The following is a 17,259-nucleotide window of genomic DNA, read 5'->3' as shown; positions in this document are numbered from 1 at the left end:
GCTCACCGCGGCGACGGCGGGAGCCACCGGTCCGACCGACCCGGCCAGGACCAACTCGGTGCGTCCCTCTTCCTCCTCCTTGCGGGTCAGCCGAACCACCGCCATCGCGGCACAGACGCCGAGCGCGGCGATCATGAACAGTCCCGCCCGCCACGACGCCAGCGCCGCCAGAGAGTCGTCTCCGGGAACACTTCCCAAGAGGAACCGGAACGCCGCATTGGTCCCCGCGACCGTCCGCAGGCTCTGCTGCTGAGCGGGATCGCCGGCGAGATTCTGGATCATCGCGGCGGTCGACAGATTGATGGCCGCGAACAGCACCACTGTCACCGGGATGATCAGCCGCTCACGGCGCACGTCCATGCGCGCCAGCAGCGGCCAGCGCGTAGTCGGCGAAGTCATGCCCGCTCCCGGCTGCCGCGGACCGCGTCCTGATCGTCCTGATCGCGGTAGTTCTGCAGGAACAACTCCTCCAGGCTCGGCGGTTCGATCGCCAGCCGGGCGACCCCCGCGGCCGACAGCGCCGCGGTGACGGCGGGGAGGGCATCGTCGTCGACGGTGAAGGTCACGTCCCCGGAAGCCGTCGTGTCGAGATCGTGCACCCCCGGCACCGCGGACAGGTCGCTCGGACCGGGGAGGGTGGCCGTGACCCGCAACCGGCGCAGATGTCGCAGATCCTCGAGCCGGCCCGCCTGCACGGTCTTTCCCGCCCGGATGATCGTGACGGTGTTGCAGAGCTCCTCCACCTCGGAGAGCAGGTGCGACGACATCAGGACGGCCGCCCCGCGTGCGGCGCGCTCGGCAGCGCAGCGCATGAACTCGCGCGCCATCAGCGGGTCGAGCCCGGACGTCGGCTCGTCGAACACCAGCAGATCGGTGTCGGCCGCGAAGGCCGCGACGAGCGCCACTTTCTGCCGGTTCCCTTTGGAGTACGACCGCGCCTTCTTCGTCGGATCGAGTTCGAACCGCTCGATCAGTTCGTCGCGCGCGGGCGTGGCTGCCGGGTCCAGACCCCGCAGCCGCAGCAGGAGGTCGATCGACTCACCACCGCTGAGCTGCGGCCACAGCGTGACGTCGCCGGGCACATAGGCCAGCCGGCGGTGCACGGACACCGCATCGCGATGCGGGTCGGCACCGAAAAGCCGGACCTGCCCGCCGTCGTGGCGGAGCATGCCGAGCAGGATGCGGATGGTAGTAGATTTACCCGCGCCGTTCGGCCCCAGGAATCCGGCGATCTCGCCGGTCTCGACACTGAGGTCGAGCCCGTCGAGCGCGGTGAACCTGCCGAAGTTCTTCCGCAGACCTCGTACATCGATCACCTTCGACGTGTCCATTTCCTCACCTTCGACGAAACAGCGAAACGGTGTCCAGAGTCATCCTGCTCTTGCACGGCGCCCGCTGCTGCGCAATGCCGTGCTGGGCTGTCTTAGAATCGTCGTCATGACCGATACCGCGATCACGCTGCCCGCCGAACTCCTTCCCGCAGACGGCCGTTTCGGCTGCGGCCCGTCCAAGGTCCGCCCCGAGCAGCTGCAATCGCTGGTCGACACCGGCGCTTCGGTCTTCGGCACCAGCCACCGTCAGGCACCGGTCAAGAACGTCGTCGGCGCGGTCCGCGAGGGTCTGGCACAGCTGTTCTCGCTGCCGGAGGGCTACGAAGTCGTCCTCTCCAACGGCGGCACCACCGCGTTCTGGGACGCCGCGGCATTCGGCCTGATCCGCGAGCGCGCCCTCAATCTCACTTACGGCGAGTTCTCCTCCAAGTTCGCCACTGTGTCCAAGAAGGCCCCGTTCCTTCAGGATCCGAAGGTCGTCTCGACCGATCCCGGAACCGCACCCGACCCGGCTGCGCTGACCGCCGGCGACGTCGAAGGCGTCGACCTCATCGGCTGGGCGCAGAACGAGACCTCCACCGGCGTCGCGGTTCCCGTGGTCCGCCCGGCCGCCGCAGGCGATGCGCTGATCGCCATCGACGCCACCTCGGGTGCGGGCGGGCTGCCGGTCGACATCGCGCAGACCGACGTCTACTACTTCGCGCCGCAGAAGAGCTTCGCCTCCGACGGCGGGCTCTGGATCGCGATCATGAGCCCGGCCGCACTGGCTCGCATCGAGGAGATCAAGGAGTCGGGCCGCTGGTGCCCCGAGTTCCTGTCTCTGCCGACGGCGGTCGACAACAGCTCCAAGAACCAGACCTACAACACGCCCGCGCTCGGTTCGCTGTTGCTGCTGAAGAACCAGATCGAGTGGATGAACGACAACGGCGGTCTGGACTTCTGCACCGGCCGCACCGCCGACTCCAGCTCGCGGCTCTACAGCTGGGCCGAGGCCAGCGAGTTCGCGACTCCGTTCGCCGACGAGGCGCACCGCAGCCAGGTGGTCGGCACCATCGACTTCGCGGACTCGGTGGACGCCGCGGCCGTCGCCAAGACGCTGCGTGCCAACGGGGTCGTCGACACCGAGCCCTACCGCAAGCTCGGCCGCAACCAGCTGCGCATCGGCATGTTCCCGGCGATCGACCCCGAGGACGTCACCAAGTTGACCCAGTGCATCGACTACATCGTCGAGCGCCTCTGACCCGGATCGAAGATCTGATCTTCACAGAAGGGCCGCGTGTCCTCTCGCGCTCCGGCACAGAAATTCACTAGTGTTGAGTGCGGTATCCGCGTACCTGGTGACCGGAGGAGGAGTCGATGCGTGAACTGCACGCCGATCGCGCCGACTCAGACGGTGCGTTCATCGTCGTGATGGACCTCGACTCCGGCGAAGAGTTTCAGATCCCGATCGACAGCACGTTGCGCGCGCTCGTCCACCCGCCGGAATCGGTTGAGGCGGATGTCCCCGCCCAGTGCGAGTGCGCGTCGACCGACGCCGCCCGGCCCGAGTCGACCCCCTCCGGGCCCGCTCAGTCGGTGGCCGACCAGCCGACCGATGCGCAGGCGACGTTGTCGCTGACGCCCCGGGAGATCCAGGCTCGTGTCCGGTCCGGTGCCAGCGTCGAAGAACTCGCCGCCGCCACCGGGGTCGGAGTCGAGAAGATCAATCGGTTCGCGCATCCGGTGATCCTGGAACGGAGCCGGGCCGCGGAACTCGCGCGCGCCTCGCATCCGATGGGGGTGGACGGTCCCGTCGCAGGCACACTCGGCGAAATGGTGGCCGAATGCCTTGTGCTGCGCGGACATTCACCACAGAACGCCGAATGGGACGCGTGGCGCACGGAGTCGGGTCAGTGGGTGGTCCAGGTGTCGCCGGAACCGGGCTCGGACCTCTTCGCACACTGGCGCTTCGTGCCCGGTTCGCACGGCGGGACCACCGACCCGATGGACGATCTGGCCGTCGAGCTGACCGAACCGGAACTGGCGCGCAGCAGCCGCAGGCCCACAGTGCAGGCGGTACCGAAGCCTCCGGCCCACGAGGTGGCGCCCGACGGGCACGAATACGTCACGGTGGATGCCGACGACCTCACCGGACGGCAGAGTCACCGACGGGACCCGTTCGGAGAGGTCCTCGATCTGCGGTACGACGACGAGCGTCGAGTGGAGGCATCGACGCCGCAGGAGGAGAGGGAGTCGACGGCACCGCGGCACCGCGGCAAGCGTGCGACACCCACCGTGCCGGCGTGGGAGGACGTACTGCTCGGCGTCCGAAGCCACCCGAACGACTGATGCGACTTGGAGACTCGGTGCTGCCGAACATATCTGCCCTCTGGTTAATCGCCTGCCCCGATCCGGCGGCGGAGTTGGCCGGCGGCGTGTACATCGATCCGGAGAAGACGGCGGACTTCATCGAGAAGGCCTTCGCCGACACCGAGATCACGCCCATCGGAACCTCCGATCTCGCGGCTGCCGTCGACGGCGCCGACAACCGGGTGTTCGCCGCGCACTTCGGCCGCCTGGCGGTGCTCGCGGGCGCCAGCCTTCGCACCACCGACCCCGACGAGCTGACCTCCTATCTCGAGGATCTCGGTGTCGGCCAGACCTGGGCTCTCGTCTCGCTCGACCCCGACACCGACACCGGATGTGTGGCCCGCTGGCAGGACGGTGAACTGCAGCGCGCCTTCGTCGGCACGCCGACGGTGATCCGCACCGACGTGGGGCTGCCGTATCCGTTCGAAGGGCCGTTCTGGGCGGGTGACCACCCGCAGGCCGCCGCCGAACACGATCCGCTCGCGCTGCCCTTCCATCCCGGCGAACTCGCGGACGCCGCGCACGGCGCCTGGTTCGGCTTCAGTTTCCACGGCGACACATCGTCGGCCGTCGACCCCGCGCGCATCCCCGTCACCGTCTACCGCGTCGGGCCCGACGACGGATTCGACAACGTGATCGAATCATCGGTGCCCCTCCGCGCGGACGCCCCGACCGAGCCGCATCACGCGCACGCCGCTCCGGAGGGGTCGACCGAGGAGACCGAGCCGATCCAGCGGATTCCCGCGCCGGTCGCGACCCCGGAGCCGCAGTCGGAGCAGCAGCCGGACTCCCCGCCCGCGCGCACTCCCGGACCGATCTCCCGCTATTTCGGCTTCCGCGGTCGTCTGTGACGGCCGTCGACGCCGGTTGAGCGAATACCGGCCCTCCCAGGCTGGTTAGCCCCTCCCAGGCTGGTTGAGCGAGCGCCGCCCCCGCCGCTGGTTGAGCGAGCGCAGCCCCCGCCGCTGGTTGAGCGAGCGCAGCCCCCGCCGCTGGTTGAGCGAGCGCAGCCCCCGCCGCTGGTTGAGCGAGCGCAGCCCCCGCCGCTGGTTGAGCGAGCGCAGCCCCCCCGCCGCTGGTTGAGCGAGCGCAGCGAGTCGAAACCGGCTCGCGTTTGGTTTCGACTCGCTACGCTCGCTCAACCAGCGGGCGGGAGGGAACCGGCACACGTCGGTTTCGACTCGCTAAGCGCGCTCAACCAGCCTGGGAGGGTTTCGACTCTCTGCGCTCGCTCAACCAGCAGGCGGGAACACCATCGGCACAGATCAGCGGGCGCGCTCGTAGAAGGCCACCGCCGCCGCGGTCGCGACGTTCAGCGAATCGGTGCCCCGGCTCATCGGGATCCGCGCGCGGACGTCGCAGCGGCGCATCGTGTGTTCGGCCAGGCCGGGGCCCTCGGCCCCGACCAGGAAGGCCACCCTGTCGTCGGTCACCGCCTCGGCGAGGGGAACGCTGCCCTCGCCGGGAGTCAGTGCCACCGTGGTGAATCCGGCCGACCGCAGCAGGTCCAGATCGGCCGGCCACGCCTGCGAGCGAGCGAAGGGCACGAGAAGCGCATGCCCCATCGACACGCGCACGCACCGTCGGTACAGGGGGTCGGCGCACCCGGTCCCGAAGATCACTGCGTCCACGCCGAGGCCCGCGGCGTTGCGGAAGATGCTGCCGATGTTCTCGTGATCGTTGACGCCCTCCAGGACGGCGACGGTGCGCGCGTTCTCGATCACCTCGGGAACCGAGAGTTCGACGGGCCGCCGGGCCGCGGCGAGGACGCCGCGATTGAGGTGGAAGCCGATCACCTCGGCCATCACCTCGGCGCTCGCACGGTAGAACGGCACCCCGGCCAGCGCCGGGTTTTCGAGGTCCGAGGCCAGTTCGTCGAGCCGGCGGTCGACGCCGAAGAAGGCATGCGGTGAAAACCTCGAGGCGATCATCCGCTGCGCCACCAGCACTCCCTCCGCGATCACAAGCCCCTTCCCCACCCGGCCGCCGGGCAGCGCGGGTACATCCGGGCGGCGGTCCACCGAGTTGAGGTCCCGGAAGTCGTCGATCCGCGGATCGGACGGGTCGACGATGTCGATGACGTCCACGGCGAGGTGGTCGGTCGGCCGGACTGCGTCTGTCGAGGTCACCAGTCAACGGTGCCACATCGTGGCCGGTCAGCGGTGCTCTGCACCGGCGTCGGTGAGCTTTGGCACACTGGACGGGTGAACAATTCGTCGTCTGACGCTGCCGATCCGCTCTCGCTCGAACGCCCCAGGGGCACCGACTGGCCGGAGATCCTCGAGATCGACGCCCGTGCGTTCGCCCTGCCGAAGCCGCTGCCCGCCGACGAGATGATCGAGTTCCGCAACCGGGCGGGTGAGGGCGACACCGTCATCATCCGCGACACCGGCTCCGACGGACGTCCGATCGTCGCCGTCTCGTTGTACTTCCCCGTGCCGCTCACCGTCCCCGGCGGCGAGTCGGCCACCACGGCCGGACTGTCGTGGGTCTCGGTGTCGGCCACCCATCGGCGCCGCGGTCTGCTGCGGCGGATGATCACCGAGCAGTACCGGACCTGGCGCGAACGCGAGTTCCCCCTCGCCACGCTCACCGCGTCGGAGGGCGGCATCTACGAACGCTTCGGTTTCGGGCCCGCGATCTTCTCTCATCGCGTCCGCGTGACTCCCGCGTCCGCGCAGTTCCGCACTCCCCCGCCGGCCGATTCCCGGGTCCGCTACGGCAACAGCGAGCAGGTGGTCCGGCACGTCCCCGAGGTCCATCGCCGCTGGGCCGCAGGGCGCAACGGCGCGATCACCCGCCCGGAGACCTGGTGGCCGTCGATCATCGCCGACCGTGCCTTCCGCCGGAACTCGCAGACCAGCGGCCTGCACTATCTACTGCACGCCGACGGCTATGCGGCCTACCGGATCGATGCCCGCGACAAGACCGCGATCGTCGAGGACTTCGTCGCCGCCACGCCGGAGGCACACACCGACCTGTGGCGCGTCCTGTCGAGCCTGGACCTGGTCTCGGCCGTGACGGCGTCCATCCCGGTCGACGACCCGCTGCCGCACAAGCTGGTGAACGCGCGAGCCCTCGAGGTGCAGGGACGGGCGGACGAGCTGTGGGTGTCGATCCTCGACGTCGTCGCCGCCCTGGAACTGCGCACCTACGGCGCAGACGGCGACCTGGTCCTGGACGTGACCGACGGTTTCGGCGACCGTGCGGGACGCTACCGGCTGACGGTCGCCGATGCCCGTGCGACGGTGACGCGCACCGACGACGCCCCGCAGGCCGGCATCGACATCGCCACGCTCTCGAGCGTCTACCTCGGGGGTGTCGGCGTCCGCGAGATGGCCGCCGCCGGACGGATCGACGCGGATCCGGAGGTCGTAGCGCAGCTGGCGGCGATGTTCGCCGTCGACGAGGCGCCCTTCGCGGGCACGTTCTTCTGACGCGTCAGCCCGAGATCAGATCGGAGATCGGCCCTCTCGCGAAGTAGAGCAGGAACAGGACCGCCACCACGTACAGCAGCGGATGCATCCGGCGCCACTGTCCCCGCGCCGCTCCGAGCACCACCCAGCTGATGAAGCCGACGCCGATGCCGTTGGCGATCGAGTAGGTGAACGGCATGGTGACGATGGTCAGAAAGGCCGGGAGCGCGAGCTCGAACCGGGTGAAATCGATGTCCCTGATCTGGCCCATCATCATCGCGCCGACGACCACCAGCACGGGTGCGACAGCTTCCATCGGCACCACGCTGTACAGCGGGGTGAAGAACATCGCCGCCAGGAAGAGCACACCGGTCACGATGTTCGCGAATCCCGTGCGCGCGCCCTCGGCGATGCCCGCCGACGACTCGACCAGCACGGTGTTCGACGACGCGGACGACGCGCCGCCGACGATGGCGCCCGTACCCTCGATCATCAGCGCCCGTCCGATGCCCGGGAGATTGCCGTCCTTGTCCGCGAGACCGCCCTCCTTGCCGAGACCGGTCATCGTGCCCATAGCGTCGAAGAAGTTCGACAGCAGCAGGGTGAACAGGAAGACGCAGGCGATCAGAACGCTGACATCGTCGAACTGTCCGGTGAACGCGCCGAACAGGTCCACATCGCCCACGAGGGACAGGTCCGGCAGTCCGCCGATGCCGCTCGGGAGTTTGGGAACGTTCATCGCCCAGCCCCCGTGGCCTTCGGACGCCGGGCCGAGATGCATCACGGCCTCGACGATAATCGAGACCACGGTCATCACGATGATCCCGAGCAGCAGTCCGCCGGGCACCTTCCGAACCACCAGGACCGCCATCAGCAGGACGCCGACGACGAAGACGACCGTCGGCACGGTGCCGATCGACCCGTCGTGCCCCAGCTGGACCGGCGGGGCGCCGGCAGCCTCCGGCCGGGTCACGAAGCCGGCGTTGATGAAACCGATGAAGGCGATGAACGCGCCGATGCCCGCAGCGATCGCCGATTTGAGTTCGGCCGGCACGGCGTTGAAGACGGCGGTCCGGACACCGGTGAGGCCGAGCAGCACGATGATGACACCGTCGATCACCACCAGGCCCATCGCCGCCGGCCAACTCATCTGCGGCGCGATCGTCACCGCCAGCAGGCTGCTGATCCCGATGCCGGCCGCCAGGCCGAACGGATAGTTGGCGACCAGGCCGAAGACGATGGACATCACACCCGCGGCCAGTGCCACCACGGCGGCCACCTGAAGCATCGGGAGCACGTTGCCGAGGGAGTCGGCGTTGATCGGTTTCCCGGGGACACCGCCGATGATGATCGGCGTCAGGACGACGATGTACGCCATCGTGAAGAACGTGACCAGTCCGCCGCGCACTTCCCGGGCCACCGTCGAACCGCGCTCGCGGATCTTGAAGTACCGATCCAGCACGGACTGCGACGTCTTCGCCGTGTCGGTGCCGTTCGCCTCCTGCGGTTCGTTGTCGGCCGGATCGGTCATCGGCGGGCCTCTCAGTGTCGGGCATTCAATGGACCGGATAATTGTTGCGCATGCGCCGCGCGCGAACCACCACGGGCGGGAAAGCTAGTCTGAACCCATGTCAGACGAGTCCGAGATCCCGCAACTCCCGGCCAGGCTCAGGGCACCCGAACCGGTCATCGTGGCCGGGATGCTGATCTGGACGGTGGCCACGTTGGTGGTGTGGCTCGGCGGTGTTGGTCCCGACAGCGCGCTGCCGGTGTGCCTGGTCGGGCTCGGCGTCGGTGTGCTCGGCACCGGCGTGGTACTCCTCCAGAAGGCCGCCGTGCGGCGCGGTTCCCGCGGCGCTCAGGAAGGGCTCGACGTGCGCTGATCCCTGGCGTTCTTCACCTGCTGATCGTGCTGGGCCTGTTGGGCCACCGAATTCGTCACCCGCTTGGTTCCCACCCGCAGCAGGGCGGGTCGCCGGACCAGTTGCGCATGGGCCACGAGACAGACGAGCAGCCATATCAGTCCGAACAACCAGCCGAAGACGACGTCGGAGGTCCAGTGGACGCCGAGGTACACCCGGCTGAGACCGATCACCGCGATCAGCGCGGGAATCCACAGCAGGATCAGCGGTCGCGCCCGCACGCGCGGATACAGCCGGTACAGGATGACGGCGGAGAGCCCGTACACGACGGTGCTGAGCATCGCGTGCCCAGAGGGGAACGACGCTCCCCCGACGTCGATGAGCCGGTCGGTGACCGGTGGTCTGGGTCTGGCGAACAAGAGCTTGAGCAGCACCATCAGCACGTAGCCGCTCAGGCTGCCGACCACGATGAGTGCCGAGAGGTCGATGCGGTTGCCCACCCACGCGAGCACCAGCACCCCGATGACCACCAGGACCACCGTCAGGGTGTCACCGAGGACGGTCAGGAACTGCATAACCGAGGTCAGCGGTTCGTGCCGGGAGTGCACCACCCAGTCGGTGATGCGTTCGTCGATCGGGAACTGCTGCACTACTGCCTCGCTGGTGTCTCTGGAGGGAACTCGTCGTTCGCGGCTCGCCGCTCACGGTACTGGCTCATCGTCCGCCCGCCCCCGACATCGGCTCAGATGCACCGTCCCGTCGTCGTCCACCCACAGGGGCACGCGCCGCCGGTCGTCGGTCTCACCGGTCACCGTGACATGGAGATCGTCGTGGAGCCGCACGCGGTGGGGCGCGGGCAGTCCGGCCGCCGCGGACAGCCGGACGGCGTCGGCGGAGTCGGGGTCGACGGACTCGCCGCCCTGGTCCGGGATCACCCGGTAGACCTCGGCCGCGGTAGGTGCATCGAGGAGATCGGCCAGCAGAGCGGCTGAATCGGCGTCGGGCGGGATCGCAGGCAGGACGGCGCGACCGGCGGGCACCACGCTCATCCACCACGGCGCCCCGACCACCACGGGATCGTCGGAGACTTCGCCGGAGACCGTCCGGGCGCCTCGGGGCGGTTCGACGTCGTCGACCGCGAACGCCCCGGAACGCACGGCACTGATCAGCGCGGCATGGGCACGGACTGCGACGCCGGGTGCGACCGTCCGTGCCGGATCGGCGAGCCTTGCCAGCCAGTCGGCCGCGTCGTCGGCGTCGTCCGGCTCACCGGCGGCGAGGAGTCCGGCGGCCGCCACGGGCACCTCGACGGGGTCGAACAGCCCGCGCAGCGACGTCTCGTCGACCGATCGGAGACCCCGTAGCGCCGTGCCGTCGATCTCGGCGTATCGGCGCAGCCACCACCGCGTGTACCCGCCGGTCAGCGCGGACGCGGTGTCGGGGTCGTCGGCCAGCAGCGCGAGAGCGGCCGGCCACTGCCGAGGGTCGACGAGGTCCAGGTCGCGAACGGCGATCAGTTCTTCGGGCGGCACCTCGTGCTCCTCCCACCATCGCTCCTCGTCGGGCAGGTCGTGATCCGGCGCGACGGGCGCGTCGTCGCGCACGAGCGTGAATCCCCATCCGACGCCGAGTCGGCGCAGAGCCGTCGGCCCGTACGTCTCGACCACCGAATCGGCGACGGTTCCGAACGGAGAGTCGTCGACCAGCACCTGCGCCAGCGGGCTGTCGGGCAGCAGGAGTTCGTCCGCCGGCCACCGCTCGCCGTCGGCTCCGAGCAGTTCCAGACCGCCGAGTTCGGCCGGCGCGCGACCGGCGTCGGGCAGTCCGAGGATCCTGAGCACCACGTCGGTCACGGCGTCCGGGTCGGCAGCGCGGTCGTCGGAATCGGGGCCGGCGTCGAGCTCCGCGATCAGCTCGGGCAGCGCCAGAGCCGCCGCGGGCGAGATGCGCGTGAGTCCGAGGCGGTCCAGGAGCGGGTCGTAGGCGGCGGGATCGACGGTCGGCACCCAGCTCGGGACGGGCGGATCGTCGAGCCCGTCCAGCCCGTCGATGAGAAAGAGCCCGCGGCACCCGACGTTCATGCGGCCGTCGGCGCGCGGAACCGGCAGCGTTCCCAGTTCCTCGGCGGTCCGTGCGTCCGGGACCATCGGCGCCAGCGCCGCGTAGAGCCGCGACCACCATGCGGTGTCCTCGCCGCCGGCACCGGACAGCAGCTCGGCCAGATCGGCCAGGCCGAGGCGCCGAGCGCCCAACCCCACCAGCAGCGACGCCGTCACCCGGTCACTGACATCCGGATGCGCCAACGGTTCGAGAAGGTCGCCGAGCAGCGCCGCGAGGTCGGCCGTCAGGCCCGGGAGCACCCACGCCCGTTCGGGCGAGAGCGCCTCCCCGGTGGCAGACGGCAGCCACCGGGCAGTGCGCAGCCGGTCCCGGACCGCCTCCCGGAGCACCGCGTCCACCCGGCCCGATGCGAGCGCCGGCGGGGGAATCACCGCTTGCTTCTGGTCGTCGGGAACCAGTGCCGCGAGTTCGGGATAACCCGCGGCCGCCGCCTCGACGTCGGCGTCGGGATGCAGTTCCCGGCGATCGGGCGTCAACGGCAGGTCGGCGATCACGCGCGCGGGAAGGGTCAGTTCGATATCCGTGGCGTTGGGGCTGCGCAGCGCGTCGCCCGACAGCGGCCGTATCCGTCCGTCCCGGATCGGCACCAGCCATCGGGCGGTGGCGGCTCGCGCGATCAGCCAGCGCCGGTGCTCGGTGCCGTCGCGGGTGATGACGACGGTGTCGCCGTCGGCCAGACGCTCGTAACTCCGCCCGGCGACGTCGATCCGCGCGAGCGCCTCCAGTTCGAGCAGGAGGTCGGGCGCCTGGTGCTGCGCCGCCGACACGATCGCGGCCGCGGCCTCCTCGTCGGCCGTCTCCAGCACCACCTCGGTGTCGAATCCCGCAGCGGGCTGGGCCGCCGAGGGCCAGGCCAGTCGCTGCGCGGGGACCCGATCAAGATCCAGCTCCGAATCGGGATCGTCGATCAGCGCGCGGATCTGTCCGCGAGTCCGATCGGCGTCGAACTCGATCGATCCGCTGCGTGAGGCGAGGGTGACGCGCGCGGCGAGCGACGTGGCACGGAAACCCATGCCGAAGCGGCCGACGGTGGTCCCGCCGTGGATCAGCGGGCTCTTCGGCGACACGCGCAGCGCCGTGAGCGACCGGACTCCGGCGGCCGTCAGCGGCGCACCGGTGTTCGCGACGTGGACGGTGGCGCCGTCGGCCCACACCGCCACTCGGCCGTCGATGCCGGCCAGGCTCGCCGCGTCGGCCGCATTGGCCGCGAGCTCGGTGAAGAGGCGGTCGCGGTAACCGATCTCGAGAAGTTCCGCCTCGGCCGCAGCGTCCTCGGCCAGACGGGTGGGCGACGACAGCCAGCCCTGCAGGGTGCTCCGGCGCAGGTCCGCGGTCCCGAACGGATCCGCGGGATCAGTCTCCGGCCGGGGCATCGCTCGCCGGAACGGCCGGCAGCGTCACGACCTCGACGGCACCGTCGTCGAAGGCGTCGTAGGCCGGGCTGCCATTGCCCGGTGCGGGCCGTACGTCCGAATGCGCGCCGCAACCGTACTCCGCGGAGACCGCGCGGCCGTCGGCGGACAGCTCGTTGGCGCAGACGCCGAAGGCGCCGTGGAGCGCTCCGGCGAGGGGCAGGTAGAAACCACAGGTCCCGCACGAGTGCCGGGCGTTGCGGGCCATCGCCGAATCGGGACCGAATTCGCCGTCGTACCAGCGCTGGGCGGCGTCGGCGCGGCCCTCGAAGGAGAGCAGGCGCTTGCGTCCGAGGCCGATCTCCGCCGAGACCTGCCCCACCTGATCCCGGTCGATGGGATCGACGTCGAGGGTGTCGATCTGCCCGGGGACCAGCCGCGGATCGTCGGCGGGCGCGGCCAGCAGATCGCCGGGACCGAGATCGCCCGGCGCGACGCGATCCACCCAGGGAACCCATTCGGGGGCGAGCAGAGCGCCGTCGCCGGGGAGCAGGACGGTCTCGCTGACCGTCAGTTCCCTCGACTCGGGCGCACCCGCGACGACGACGCACCACTGCCAACCCCGGTAGCCGGGGACTTCGGCGGCGAAGTAGTGGGTGGCGGCGTACTCGCCCTCCGAGCGCGCCCCCAGATGCTCACCAGGCGTTTCGCCGTCGGCGATCAATGCTTCGCGCGCGAAGGCGACAGCATCCACCAGGGCGCCGTTCTCGAATGCAACACTCACCCTTCCAGTGTGCAATAGCGGCCCGGGGTAATGCACGTCAGGCACCTTTCGCAGACGATTCGCGGGATCGGCGAGGCACGCACGAAGCATCGGGCGCCGCCTGTTCCCAGCCTTGTCCGCGTCATAGGGAACAATTGATGACGTGAATCCTCGTCAACCCGGTGACAACCGCCCCCACGGCGGTGACCGGCAGCAGTCTCCGCGGTCTCCGCGGCGGCCGGCGCCGCATCCCGGCCAGGCGAACTACCCGGCCGACCCGCGACCGCGCGTGCCCACCCGACCGTTCGAGTCCCGCGAACGTCCGGCCAGCGAGGGCTATCTGCCTCCGCGCACCCGCAACCCGCATCTGCCCCCGCTCGACCCGCAGACCGAACCCGTCGACCAGCCGACCACCCGGATCAAGCCGGAGGCCGGCGCGCAGGACCGTCGCCGCGGCACCGAATACGTTCCACCCGAGAAGGTCACGGTGGTCCGGGTCTTCGCGCGGCGGTCGAAGTACTTCACCGCCCGCGGCGTGAACATGGTGCATCGCGCGGCGACGGCCGACGGCGCCGACCGGTCCGGACTCACCGCGCTCACGCTGCCGGTGATCGCCAACAGCGCCGTCGACGCCGCGATGGCGGTCGCGCTGGCGAACACGCTGTTCTTCGCCGCGGCCACCGGCGAATCGAAGGTCAACGTCGGCCTGTACCTGGCTTTGACGATCGCACCGTTCGCGCTCATCGCACCGCTGATCGGGCCGCTTCTGGACCGGCTGCAGAACGGGCGGCGAATCGCGATGGCCGCGACCTTCGGCCTCCGCGCGGTCCTCGGGTTGCTCATCATCGTGAACTCCTCGTGGGACTCCTCATCCGGGCAGCTCACGTACAAGCCGTGGGTGCTCTATCCGTGCGCCCTCGGGCTCATGGTCCTGTCGAAATCGTTCGGGGTGCTCAAATCGGCCGTGGCACCGCGCGTGCTGCCGCCCTCGATCGATCTGCCCCGCGTCAACTCCCGGCTCACCACGTTCGGCCTGATCGGCGGCACCATCGTCGGCGGCGGCATCGCGGGCGCGCTCGAGATGGTGCTCGGCAAGTTCCTCCCCTTCCACGTTCCGGGCGCGATGATCTGGCTGGTGCTGGTCGCAGCGATGGGCGGCTACTATTGCATGAAGATCCCGTCGTGGGTGGAGGTGACCGAGGGCGAGGTCCCGACGACGATCACCTACCGCGGCAGTCCGGACGCCGAGGCCCCCACCGAGCGGGCCCACAAGCCGAGCCTCTCGAAGCGGTTGGCGGCCAAGATGCGCCAGCCGCTGGGCCGTTCGGTGGTGACCGGACTGTGGGGCAACGGAACCATCCGCATCCTGACCGGGTTTCTCACCCTGTACATCGCCTTCTACGCCAAGGCGCAGGACCACCTGGGTTCCGGCTGGGCGCAGCTGATGATGCTGGGTGCGGTGGGTGCCGCCGCCGGCGTCGGCAACGCCGTCGGAAACGGCCTCGGCACGCGGATCGAGCTGCGCAATCCCACCGCGATCGTCGTGTGGTCCACCGCCGCCACATTCGTCGGATGTCTGCTGGCCGCGGTCTTCAACTCGCTGATCTTCGTCGTCGCCGCAGGCTTCATCGGCTCGGCGACCAGCGCCATCGCGAAGGTCTGCATGGACTCGAGCATCCAGGACGATCTACCGGAGGAGTCCCGGGCGTCCGCATTCGGCCGGTCGGAGACGGTGCTCCAACTCTGCTGGGTCTTCGGCGCCACCCTGGGTGTGCTCCTGCCCACCGAGCTGTGGATCGGCTTCACCGTGGTCACCGTGTTCGTCGGCATCGGTCTCGTCCAGACCTTCCTGACCAGCCGCGGTTCCACGATGGTGCCGGGCTTCGGCGGCCGCCGCCCCGATCACGCGGCCCCGACGATGCCGATCGAAGTGCCCGACCATCTGCGCGCACCGCGCTGAGCCGCGGCCGACACGCCCCTGATCGAGCCCGCACATCCCCCAGCCCCCGCCCCCTAACCGAAGGACGTATTCGACGTGATGCAACCGGGAGACAAGAAGGCCCTCGCGATCATCGGAGCCGTGGTGGTCGCGGCCCTGGTGATCATCGCCGGCGCCACCACGCTGCTCGTCCGGGGACACGAGAAGCCGCTGCCGACCATCTCGTTCCAGGCCGGCGACCACCTGACCCGGGCCGAACCGTCGTACTGGTGCTCGGTGAAGATGGACGACTGCCGACTCGTCGACCGGAACGGCAAGTTCAAGCTCCGCACCTACGACCACCCGGTCGCCATCGGCGAGCGGGTGACCCTGAGCGTTCCGAAGGAGATCTCAGACGGGCCGTGGACGCTCATCGCCGAATACGCGACACCACGGGGCATCGCACGCGTGATGTGGCTGCACCTGCCGGGCACCACTTTCACGCAGATTCTGCACAGCGAACCCGATCGGGTGCTGATGGGCGTGGAGGTGTCGTCGATCTCGGCGTACCGGGAGAAGACCCCCGGCCAGGACAACGACTCGCTCGACGTCGACCTGTCGATCCGCGGCACCTTCTCGATCCGGACTCTGCCGGTCGACTTCCGCATTCCGAACACCGCGACGCTGCCCGACCAGCGCGGCTAGCTCGGCCGGACGGAGGCCCGCGTCAGCGGTCGAGTTCGCGTGTGACGCCGCGGACGACCTCCGAGATCCGCTGGGCGGTCTTCCGGTCGGGATAGCGGCCGTTGCGCAGATCCGGCTGCACCTTGCCTTCGAGCAAGGTGATGAGATCGGCGATGAGCCCGTGCAGTTCGTCGGGCGAGAGACGCTTCGCGTCCCGCTCGCGGCGTGCCGCCTCGCGCGTGTTGCGCGCCACACTGGGCGCCGGTTCGAGGACCGTGACGCGCAGCGCCTGCGGGCCGCGGCGTCCCGCCGCCATGTCGAACTCCACCTTCTGTCCGACCTTCAGCTCCGAGACGTCCGAGGGCAGCGCGTTGGCCCGGACGTACACATCCTCGCCGTCGGTCTGCGACAGGAACCCGAAGCCCTTCGCGGAGTCGTACCACTTCACCCGGCCGGTCGGCACAGTGCTCACCTTCACAACTGATCTGGTCTGCCACAGACAAAAGCGCCTTGGCCCGATGGCAGTCCGAGCGGAGGCGCGCTGCAACAGATTCTAGCGTTCGGGCTACCGTTGACGCCATGCAGACCCAGAAGTCCTCACGCCTGCTCGGGGTCGCCGTCGTCATGTTCGGCATCGGGATGATCGCGAGCATCGCCCTGCTGTTCCCGGCGGTCCGGGACACCGGGACGGCCGTCGTCACGACCGTCTACGTTCTGGCCATGGGCGCACCGCTGGGATTGCTGCTCGGGATCGTGTTCGCCCTGCTGTCCGGCCGGCGCAGCCGGTGAACCGCATCGACCCGGACCGGCCGCTGCGGCCCGTCAGCGACGAGACCGAACTCAAACGAGCTTTCAGTTGCTTCCCATCCGGCGTGGTGGCCGTGTGTCGCACAGGCGACGATCCCGGGGGCGACCCGATCGGGATGTCCGCCAGCGCCTTCACCACCGTCTCGCTCGATCCGCCGCTGGTGTCGGTGTGCGTCCGCAACGGCTCCACCACCTGGCCCGCACTGAGGGGCGGCACCGTCGGCGTGAGTGTCTTCGCCGCGCACCAGGGCGACGTCTGCCGCAGGCTCGCGGGGCCGCCGGAGGACCGGTTCACCGGGGTACGCCCCATCGCCGACGACTCGGGCGCGGTCTTCATCCCCGGCGCCGCCGCCCACCTGGCATGCACGGTGTTCTCAGAGATCCCCGCGGGCGACCACCTCGTGGTGCTTCTGACCATCGACGCCCTGCGCTGCGACCCGAACGTCGAACCACTTGTCTTCCACGCCAGCAGCTTCCGCGCACTCGAAGCTCGACGCGCGCAATCCTGACATACCGGCGTGTCGGAACTCTCAAACAGGATGTGACCTTTGTCACATAACAACCCGATAACAAACGGGATACGAGACGGGTATCAGTGCCGTGAGCAGCACGGACGTGCCACGACGCCCGATCGGCCGCTTCACGCCACCTCAGAG

Annotated in this window: 16 protein-coding genes; 9 read left to right on the top strand and 7 right to left on the bottom strand. The window is 69.6% G+C overall.

Translation table 11 applies throughout. The features are described 5' to 3' along the window. Positions 1-395 precede the first annotated feature (395 nt). Positions 396-1,331, bottom strand: a complete 936-nt coding sequence (locus GSI01S_RS01775; RefSeq protein WP_039866706.1) for an ABC transporter ATP-binding protein — start codon at positions 1,329-1,331, stop codon at positions 396-398. Between the two features lie 106 nt (positions 1,332-1,437). Here GSI01S_RS01775 and serC point away from each other — a divergent pair, with 106 nt between their 5' ends. The 3 genes from serC (at position 1,438) to GSI01S_RS01760 (ending at position 4,531) form a co-directional block, all read left to right on the top strand. Then, positions 1,438-2,571 (top strand): phosphoserine transaminase, encoded by a 1,134-nt coding sequence (gene serC, locus GSI01S_RS01770; protein WP_006894593.1) that lies wholly within the window; start codon positions 1,438-1,440, stop codon positions 2,569-2,571. 116 nt (positions 2,572-2,687) lie between these two features. Continuing rightward, complete coding sequence (gene sepH, locus GSI01S_RS01765) at positions 2,688-3,659, top strand: septation protein SepH (protein ID WP_006894592.1); 972 nt, start codon at positions 2,688-2,690, stop codon at positions 3,657-3,659. Beyond that, positions 3,659-4,531: a DUF6928 family protein gene (locus GSI01S_RS01760; protein ID WP_233500107.1), complete on the top strand. Its 873-nt coding sequence runs from the start codon at positions 3,659-3,661 to the stop codon at positions 4,529-4,531. Before sepH ends, GSI01S_RS01760 begins: the two co-directional genes overlap by 1 nt. Positions 4,532-4,945: 414 nt before the next feature. On the opposite strand, the gene GSI01S_RS01755 is transcribed toward GSI01S_RS01760, so the two are convergent. Continuing rightward, positions 4,946-5,809: a TrmH family RNA methyltransferase gene (locus GSI01S_RS01755; protein ID WP_006894589.1), complete on the bottom strand. Its 864-nt coding sequence runs from the start codon at positions 5,807-5,809 to the stop codon at positions 4,946-4,948. Between the two features lie 75 nt (positions 5,810-5,884). Between GSI01S_RS01755 and GSI01S_RS01750 the strand changes: the two genes are divergently transcribed. Further along, positions 5,885-7,117: a GNAT family N-acetyltransferase gene (locus tag GSI01S_RS01750; protein WP_006894587.1), complete on the top strand. Its 1,233-nt coding sequence runs from the start codon at positions 5,885-5,887 to the stop codon at positions 7,115-7,117. Between the two features lie 4 nt (positions 7,118-7,121). Here the strand turns inward: GSI01S_RS01750 and GSI01S_RS01745 are convergent, their stop codons facing one another. After that, a complete protein-coding gene (locus GSI01S_RS01745) occupies positions 7,122-8,627 on the bottom strand; it encodes an NCS2 family permease (RefSeq protein WP_006894586.1) in 1,506 nt (501 codons plus the stop codon). A gap of 97 nt (positions 8,628-8,724) precedes the next feature. On the opposite strand from GSI01S_RS01745, the gene GSI01S_RS01740 reads away from it, so the two are divergent. Further along, positions 8,725-8,979, top strand: a complete 255-nt coding sequence (locus GSI01S_RS01740; RefSeq protein WP_006894584.1) for a DUF2530 domain-containing protein — start codon at positions 8,725-8,727, stop codon at positions 8,977-8,979. Here GSI01S_RS01740 and GSI01S_RS01735 read toward each other — a convergent pair. The 3 genes from GSI01S_RS01735 to GSI01S_RS01725 are packed head-to-tail and all read right to left on the bottom strand — an operon-like array spanning position 8,955 to position 13,215. After that, positions 8,955-9,608: a phosphatase PAP2 family protein gene (locus GSI01S_RS01735; RefSeq protein WP_006894582.1), complete on the bottom strand. Its 654-nt coding sequence runs from the start codon at positions 9,606-9,608 to the stop codon at positions 8,955-8,957. The two genes, GSI01S_RS01740 and GSI01S_RS01735, sit on opposite strands and share 25 nt — an antisense overlap. 51 nt (positions 9,609-9,659) lie before the next feature. Continuing rightward, positions 9,660-12,452 carry a sacsin N-terminal ATP-binding-like domain-containing protein gene (locus GSI01S_RS01730; protein WP_006894580.1) on the bottom strand — a complete coding sequence of 931 codons (2,793 nt, stop codon included), beginning with the start codon at positions 12,450-12,452 and terminating at the stop codon, positions 9,660-9,662. Continuing rightward, entirely contained in the window at positions 12,433-13,215 is a 783-nt protein-coding gene (locus tag GSI01S_RS01725; RefSeq protein WP_039866704.1) for a DUF3027 domain-containing protein, read from the bottom strand. The genes GSI01S_RS01730 and GSI01S_RS01725 overlap by 20 nt, the downstream gene beginning before the upstream one ends. A 142-nt stretch (positions 13,216-13,357) precedes the next feature. On the opposite strand from GSI01S_RS01725, the gene GSI01S_RS01720 reads away from it, so the two are divergent. Both GSI01S_RS01720 and GSI01S_RS01715 read left to right on the top strand, forming a co-directional pair. Then, complete coding sequence (locus tag GSI01S_RS01720) at positions 13,358-15,154, top strand: MFS transporter (protein ID WP_006894577.1); 1,797 nt, start codon at positions 13,358-13,360, stop codon at positions 15,152-15,154. Positions 15,155-15,232: 78 nt separating this feature from the next. Next, complete coding sequence (locus tag GSI01S_RS01715; RefSeq protein ID WP_039866702.1) at positions 15,233-15,817, top strand: DUF2771 family protein; 585 nt, start codon at positions 15,233-15,235, stop codon at positions 15,815-15,817. A gap of 22 nt (positions 15,818-15,839) precedes the next feature. Here the strand turns inward: GSI01S_RS01715 and GSI01S_RS01710 are convergent, their stop codons facing one another. Then, positions 15,840-16,259 carry a cold-shock protein gene (locus GSI01S_RS01710; RefSeq protein ID WP_006894574.1) on the bottom strand — a complete coding sequence of 140 codons (420 nt, stop codon included), beginning with the start codon at positions 16,257-16,259 and terminating at the stop codon, positions 15,840-15,842. A 116-nt stretch (positions 16,260-16,375) separates the two neighbouring features. On the opposite strand from GSI01S_RS01710, the gene GSI01S_RS01705 reads away from it, so the two are divergent. Both GSI01S_RS01705 and GSI01S_RS01700 read left to right on the top strand, forming a co-directional pair. Continuing rightward, positions 16,376-16,585 (top strand): hypothetical protein, encoded by a 210-nt coding sequence (locus GSI01S_RS01705; protein WP_006894572.1) that lies wholly within the window; start codon positions 16,376-16,378, stop codon positions 16,583-16,585. Next, a complete protein-coding gene (locus GSI01S_RS01700; RefSeq protein ID WP_006894569.1) occupies positions 16,582-17,112 on the top strand; it encodes a flavin reductase family protein in 531 nt (176 codons plus the stop codon). The genes GSI01S_RS01705 and GSI01S_RS01700 overlap by 4 nt, the downstream gene beginning before the upstream one ends. Positions 17,113-17,259: the final 147 nt, after the last annotated feature.

The sequence above is a fragment of the Gordonia sihwensis NBRC 108236 genome (genome assembly GCF_000333035.1).
Lineage (GTDB): Bacteria > Actinomycetota > Actinomycetes > Mycobacteriales > Mycobacteriaceae > Gordonia > Gordonia sihwensis.
This window is presented reverse-complemented; position numbering and strand designations above follow the sequence as displayed.